4 protein-coding genes are annotated in these 6,862 nt (G+C 42.7%); 2 read left to right on the top strand and 2 right to left on the bottom strand.

Going from position 1 to position 6,862, the window contains the following annotated elements; all coding sequences use genetic code 11:
* Nucleotides 1–139 precede the first annotated feature (139 nt).
* Both JYB65_RS14310 and JYB65_RS14305 read right to left on the bottom strand, forming a co-directional pair.
* Nucleotides 140–1,810 carry a sensor domain-containing diguanylate cyclase gene (locus tag JYB65_RS14310; RefSeq protein WP_206583374.1) on the bottom strand — a complete coding sequence of 557 codons (1,671 nt, stop codon included), beginning with the start codon at nt 1,808–1,810 and terminating at the stop codon, nt 140–142.
* A 112-nt stretch (nt 1,811–1,922) separates the two neighbouring features.
* Nucleotides 1,923–3,188, bottom strand: a complete 1,266-nt coding sequence (locus tag JYB65_RS14305) for a peptidoglycan-binding protein (protein ID WP_206583373.1) — start codon at nt 3,186–3,188, stop codon at nt 1,923–1,925.
* A 256-nt stretch (nt 3,189–3,444) separates the two neighbouring features.
* On the opposite strand from JYB65_RS14305, the gene JYB65_RS15240 reads away from it, so the two are divergent.
* Together JYB65_RS15240 and JYB65_RS14295 are read left to right on the top strand one after the other, a co-directional pair.
* The gene (locus JYB65_RS15240) at nt 3,445–5,136 is read left to right on the top strand and encodes a S8 family serine peptidase (RefSeq protein WP_206583372.1); all 1,692 of its coding nucleotides are present in this window, start codon (nt 3,445–3,447) and stop codon (nt 5,134–5,136) included.
* Nucleotides 5,133–6,839, top strand: a complete 1,707-nt coding sequence (locus JYB65_RS14295) for a S8 family peptidase (protein ID WP_245156696.1) — start codon at nt 5,133–5,135, stop codon at nt 6,837–6,839. The genes JYB65_RS15240 and JYB65_RS14295 overlap by 4 nt, the downstream gene beginning before the upstream one ends.
* Nucleotides 6,840–6,862: the final 23 nt, after the last annotated feature.

Here is a 6,862-nt window from a genome sequence, read left to right as displayed (position 1 = left end):
AACACCTTTACGGTGTTTTTTTGTGTCTGCTTTACGCTTCCTGTTCGTCGCGGAGGGCATCAATTTGCTTTAAATAGTGTAATAAAAGCAGATAGGAATCCGCTTTTCTCTGGGTGCTCTCCGTACGGACTCATCTGCCCTATTCATATTGAACACAATTTCGGCCTGCGGCTTTCGCTTTGTACATCATTTCATCCGCCTTTTGAATAATGGTTTCAACCGTATCCCCGACTGTAAATTCAACAATTCCAAAGCTAGCCGTCACTCGTCCCACTTCTTCGATCTCCAGTTTGCTTAAATTTTCTCTTAAATCTTCCGCTAAAATAATGGCATTGCTCATCGTCGTTCCGGGCAAAAGAAGGACAAATTCCTCGCCCCCCCAGCGCGCTAGTTTATCAATTCTTCGAATCCTGTTTTGAAGAACCTCTTGCGTGCATCTTTTTAATACCAAATCCCCTACATTATGCCCCAACGTATCATTGATTTCCTTGAAATGATCAATATCCAGCATGATTAAGGAAAACTTACCCTCTGCTCTATTGGCCCGTTCAATTTCTTCTTCCAGCCTTTGCACAAAATAGCGGCGATTATACGTATTCGTTAATTCATCCGTCACTGAAAGCTGAAAAAGCTTCTCTTCAATTTTCTTGTATTTTGTAATATTAGTTGCATAGTACAGGTACACGTCTTCACCAACAGGAATCCACCAAGTGTCCCACACCGAATCTTCCCATTGAACTTCCTTATTATTTGATTCCCCTATATCGAATGGCTCTTGGTAAAAGAAGCTTGCTTCCCCTAAAGAACTTTCATTCCTGCAATCGTCTCCGATTTTCTTTTTAAATAAGGCCATCGCCACATCATTTTGAGCTAAAATCCGGAAATCCTTTGAAATAAGCCAGGCAGGACTCGGGATCCCTTTCAGCATCCTGCGTTGCCGCTCTTGTTCATTGCGTTTTTCCTCTTCAAATTTTCTTTTCTCCGAAATATCTTCAATGATAATCTGTGCACCGATTACTGTACCGCGGTCAACACGCGGCTTAATATGAACGCGAAGCCAGACCCTCTTGTGCCATTTAGATTCATAGTCCATCTCATAGGAAACGGTTTTATCCATTTCTAAACAGTCCGTAAGGACTGTGGAAAATCCGGCATCTACCAATAACGGAAGTTCTCTTAAATTAATTTTTTTTGTTTCTTCTACACTAGGCGATCCGAGAATCTCCAGTGTTTTTTGATTGACGTAAACAATGTTGCCGTCTTCATCACAACTTATGATCCCCAATGGAGCATTTTCAGTGAGTTGTTCGTATTGCTTCCGACTGTTCTCCAGTTCAATCAACGTATTTTTTATATCAGTGGTATCACGAAAAATCCCCATCGCATACCGAGAATTTCCAATCTCCAAGAAAGAAAAGGAAAGATTCACCTCAATCTCTTTTCCTTCCTTTTGCTTTATTTTCAATTCTGTTCCTTTTCTAAAAAGCTTTTTCTCTTCATCCTCTTGAAAAGTTATAAAAGAATTTCGATAATGTTCATCAAATTTTTCGTCTGAGAGAACATAGTCACAAAGTTTTGTGCCTATCATTTCATCATGCGAATATCCGAAGAATTGTGCTGCTAACAAATTCAACGTAACGATCCTGCCAAGCCCATCCAAAATAACAATAGCATCCCGCACTGCATCCATAATGCTCCCTAACGGGACTTTTATGTCTCTTATTGCACGTTCATTGCTGTTATTTTTCAGGTTTTCTAAATTACTCTTTTCACGCAAGGCGGCATCACTTTTAAAATCGTTTGTCACCATTATCACCTCACTGCACTGATTCTTTTTTATGCTTAAGTATAACAGAAAAATAAAAAAGCACAAGAGAAAAGCAGACAGATTGCCCGCTGTCTGCTATCGTTCGTTCTCTCCTTTAAGCGAGTTCTGCCATTTTAGTCACTGCCACGTAAATATTTGAAATCTGATACCAAGTTCCAAAGTCAACAATCCCCGTTGCCGGTAAATTAAATATCCGTTGGAAAGTTTCCACGGCAGTTCTGGTTTGGTCTCCAAATACCCCATCTACTCTTATTTTATTAATGGCGGGATAATTATTTGAAATGGTATTTAGTTGTTCTTGTATCGTACGTACACTAGGCCCTGTAGATCCCATTTGAAGTGCCGTTCCCGGATAAGATATCGGTACACCCGCAACCTTTTCCGCCTGCATTAAGAAAATATCCTGCCCATAGTAATATCGGAGTATCCCTATCGCGTCATATCCTTGATCGGCAAGGGTTTTTGAGCCCCATTGTTCCATCATATTCGGGCATCTCACTCTCGAACCGTCGCAATACTGTGTTAATAAAGGCTGGCGGATATCCGGCCTGGTTATAAAATTGGTGAATAGCTCATCTACAATAAGCGATATTTCCTGGTAAATATTTCGTCCGTATGTAAACGCCTGATCAAAAGCAGTGGAATTTGTAATGGTAAAATCAAAACCCTTGCCTCGATACCACTCTGTATAGATCCTGTTGAGCGTAAAGGACAAAATAGCTAAAACATTTGCCCTTATGCTTGCTCCCGGCCAAGTGGAATAAATTTCACAGCTGGCTACATTTTTAATATAGTCTTTAAATGGTATCCATAAATTTCGTGCAGAAGTATTAGTGGGAACCCCCTCATGTACGATAACAAACTCGGGAATAACAGGCTGCGGCAATACAACAAATCCTACCGATTCGGGCAGTGGTTTGACTTCATCTTCGGGAATCTTTGGCGGGAAAATGCCCCATAAGGTATGTGGGTCAATAACAATATCTTGAGGCTGCACCTCATCCCTCACGATTGGCCTCAGATTGACATTTTGCAAAGCAGTTGTACTGGACAGAATCTGTACTCCATCCAATCTTACCGGCTCATACCCTTCTAAATTAACCGATACGTCATATTCTGAGTAAGGCTGTACTTCCGATTCCGGTTCTAAAGAGAAATCCACAGGGGGGGCCGATAAATCGATGATCGCGCTTTGCCCTGAAGAATCGGTCATCAGTTCATCTACTACTTCGTTTGTATCTCTTGACGTTATGACAACACTTGCATCACTGGCAGGCTTTCCTACATCAAGTGCAAATGCATTTACCTGAAGCCGCCCTTGATCGGATAATTGGCGTTTAAATCTAAAATGATTTCGCATATAACAAATCACCTCCTCCGCTAATATATGAATGGATCGATCGAATTAAGCCACTTGACCTCAACTTTTTACTTTTCTCTTAAGGAAATTAATCCTGATTTCCATTGAGTTTACAATATAAAAGTTATTTTAAATCGTAGCCTTCATATAATGTAAGCAGATTAATTACATCTCTTTCTCTAGTATTATCCTTGCATCGTATAAATAAACCTTAGCTTAGGAGGTGATACATATTGTTACTAAGCAAGTGACAGATGTGAATCAACTTATTCGTTTAGAACCCGGCATAGTTGATGAATTGGGCAGAGTAGAAATCATCGTAAAATATAACGGGGATATTGAAAGGGTAGGCGTTGAATTAAACGCAGAGGTTGAAATCTTAAACGAAAACTATGCCATTATTACTATTAACGTAGACAATATCGCTTCACTTCAAGCACAGAGGGAAGTAGAGTACATTGAACTTCCGAAAACTCTCGTTCTTTTTTTAAGGCAAAGTTTAAGCAAAGCCTGTATCAGTTCAGTGCAGAGTCCGGAGTCTTTCGGTCTAAGCGGCAATGGCGTCATTGTCGGCATTATTGATTCGGGAATCGATTTTACCCACCCGGATTTCAGAAACATAGACGGTACAAGTCGCATCCTCTATTTATGGGATCAATCCTTCCCCGGAGCCCCCCCGACTGGTTTTACCATTGGAACAGAATATACCAACAGTGAGATCAATGAAGCACTAAACTCTGAAATGCCCTATTCCGTTATACCGAGTTCTGATTTTCTCGGCCATGGAACCGCTGTAGCCGGCATTGCAGCCGGTAACGGCAGAGTGCAAAGAGGCGTCGCTCCGCAAGCTTCTCTCATCATCGTTAAACTTGGAGATGTTAGAAGTCAAACTACAGGGCGCAGTACCGATATCATGCGCGCTATTAAATACATCATTGATAGAGCGGAAGCTCTTAATATGCCTGTTTCCATTAATTTAAGTTATGGAACAAATAACGGGGCCCACGATGGTAATTCTTTATTTGAAACTTATATTGATGATATGGCGGAAAGATGGAAAACCGTTTTTTCAGTTGCCACCGGCAATGAAGGGTCTGCCGGGCATCATTTTGAGGTGAGACTTCAGCAAGGTGAAACTGTAGAGGTTGAAATCGCCACTACAGGCAATATCGATCAAGCATATATGACCTTATGGAAAAATTTTGTAGACACGATTACACTAGAACTTATCTCTCCCAGTGGCAGGTCCACCGGAATCATGAGTCCCATACAAAATGCCACTTATAAAACGCTTGACGGTGTTTTCGTCTCGGTTATATACGGTCAACCCACTCACTATACAACGAATCAAGAAGTCTATTTCTCTCTAAACGCTACGACGGGAACGATTCCTGCGGGCGTATGGCGCCTTATCATGAGGGGAGAAAATATTGTAGACGGCAGAGTGAATATTTGGCTTCCAACCATTGAGGATGTCACAAGAGATACCACATTCTTACGTCCCAGTGAAGAAACAACGCTTACCATTCCTTCCACCGCACAACGTGTCATTTCCGTTGGAGGCTATAATGCGCTTATCGAAATCAGCCCCAATTTTTCAGGTCGAGGCTATACGTTAAACGATGTGTTCGTTAAACCGGATTTAGTCGCACCGGCGGTCAATATCAACACCGCGAAAGTAGGCGGGGGCTACGATAGTTTTACCGGCACCAGTATGGCCGCCCCTTTTGTCGCAGGGTCCGCCGCATTAATGATGGAATGGGGAATCATTCGCGGGCACGATCCCTTTTTATACGGTCAACGCGTTAAAGCATTTCTTCAAAAAGGGGCTCAACGGCAATTTCCGATACCCTACCCGAATCCGATTTGGGGATATGGTACGCTCAGTTTATGTACCACAATGGACTATCTAGTAGAGTATACAAGTGGAGGAGGGATTACTTTTTGAATTCATATTCGAGCATAGAAGAATTTATCGATTCTCCTAATACAGTTGACTTTGTGGCTAGACGAACAGAATATTTCGAAGCCTTTGCAAAAGAAAATGCAAATATATTACTGACACAAACCATAGCGGGAAGATATGTCATTGGATACACCAACCGAGATAATTTTAATGCTGTCATTCAAAGCTTAGGAACAAGTTTTATTAGTTCCGCTTCCCTTATCCTAGGACTTTTGGATATCGCCAGTTTGGAAGCCTCCGGAATTACTCAGGTACAACAGCAGCCTTATCTTAATCTGACAGGCAGAGGCGTGATTATCGGTATGGTGGATACCGGTATTGACTACACCTTGGATGTATTTAAATATGAGGACGGCACCAGCAAAATACAATTCATCTTTGATCAAACGATTCGCGGCAATACACCTGCCGGATTTTATATCGGTACGGAGTATACCAATGCTCAAATTAACGAAGCATTAAATTCAGAGGATCCCTTCTCTGTGGTTCCTACGACAGATACCGATGGGCATGGTACCTTTTTAGCCTCCTTAGCTGCCGGTCGTGAAACACCTGAATTTATCGGAGCCGCTCCCGATGCTGAACTGATTGTAGTTAAACTTAAATCAGCAAGACCGTTTTATCGAGAGATGTTTCTAATTCCGCCGGAACAGGAAAATGCTTTTGAGTCCAGTGCCGTGATGCTTGGGATTGAATATATTCTTACAAAGGCCATAGAGTTGGATCGCCCCGTAGTCATCTGTCTCGGCATCGGAACAAGCTTCGGGAGTCATGATGGCTTCAGCATATTCGAAGAATATCTAACCGGAATCTCCAATTTGAGAGGCGTTTGTGTCTGTACTTCTGCCGGAAATGAAGCGCAGGCAAAACATCATACCCAAGGCCAAGTCCTTGCAACAGAAGCCACCGCTGCCATCGATTTAAAAGTAGGAGATAGTTCAGGCAGTGCTTTTATCTCCATATGGAACGGTATTTCTGATCGTTTTTCTGTAGCGATCCGCTCTCCGACAGGAGAACTCATTGACCGCGTTCCCGCCAGAACAGGAGCTCAGCTGGATACGAGGCTAATTCTCGAAGATTCACGAGTAACCGTCAATTATTATTTCCCTGTGGAGGGGAGCAGCGGTCAGCTTACCGTTGTCCGGATTATCGATGCTACACCCGGAATTTGGACGATTACACTCTATGGGGATATCATCTTGGACGGTACTTATCATGCATGGCTGCCCATCACAGGCTTTATCTCTCCGGACATAGAATTTCTTGCGGCAACGCCCTATTATACCGTACTAGTTCCATCCACTATGTTAGGTTCTATTGCCTGCGGTGCATACAACACCGCAAATAACAGTCTGTACGTCCGTTCTTCGTGGGGACCCACCAGAACAATGGCAATTGCGCCCGATTTAGTCGCACCCGGGGTCAATGTAGGCGGTTATTATCCAACCGGATACGGCGCCATGAGCGGGACCAGTGTATCCACCGCTATTACTGCAGGAGCCAGCGCACTTTTAATGCAATGGGGTATTGTGAATGGAAACGATCCGGCTCTAAGTACTTACCAAATAAAAGCATATCTGATACGAGGTTGTTCCCGCAGTGAGACACTCACTTATCCAAACAATCAATGGGGGTACGGAAGATTGAATCTGCTGCGCACTTTCACGTTGATGAGAAATGTATAATAAGCCGAGAGGAGGAATTATTG

This window comes from Clostridium aminobutyricum (assembly GCF_017255415.1).
Classification (GTDB): Bacteria; Bacillota; Clostridia; order Peptostreptococcales; family Anaerovoracaceae; genus Aminipila; species Aminipila aminobutyrica.
Note: the sequence above shows the minus strand (reverse complement) of the source record. Positions and strands in the feature narration are given on the sequence as shown.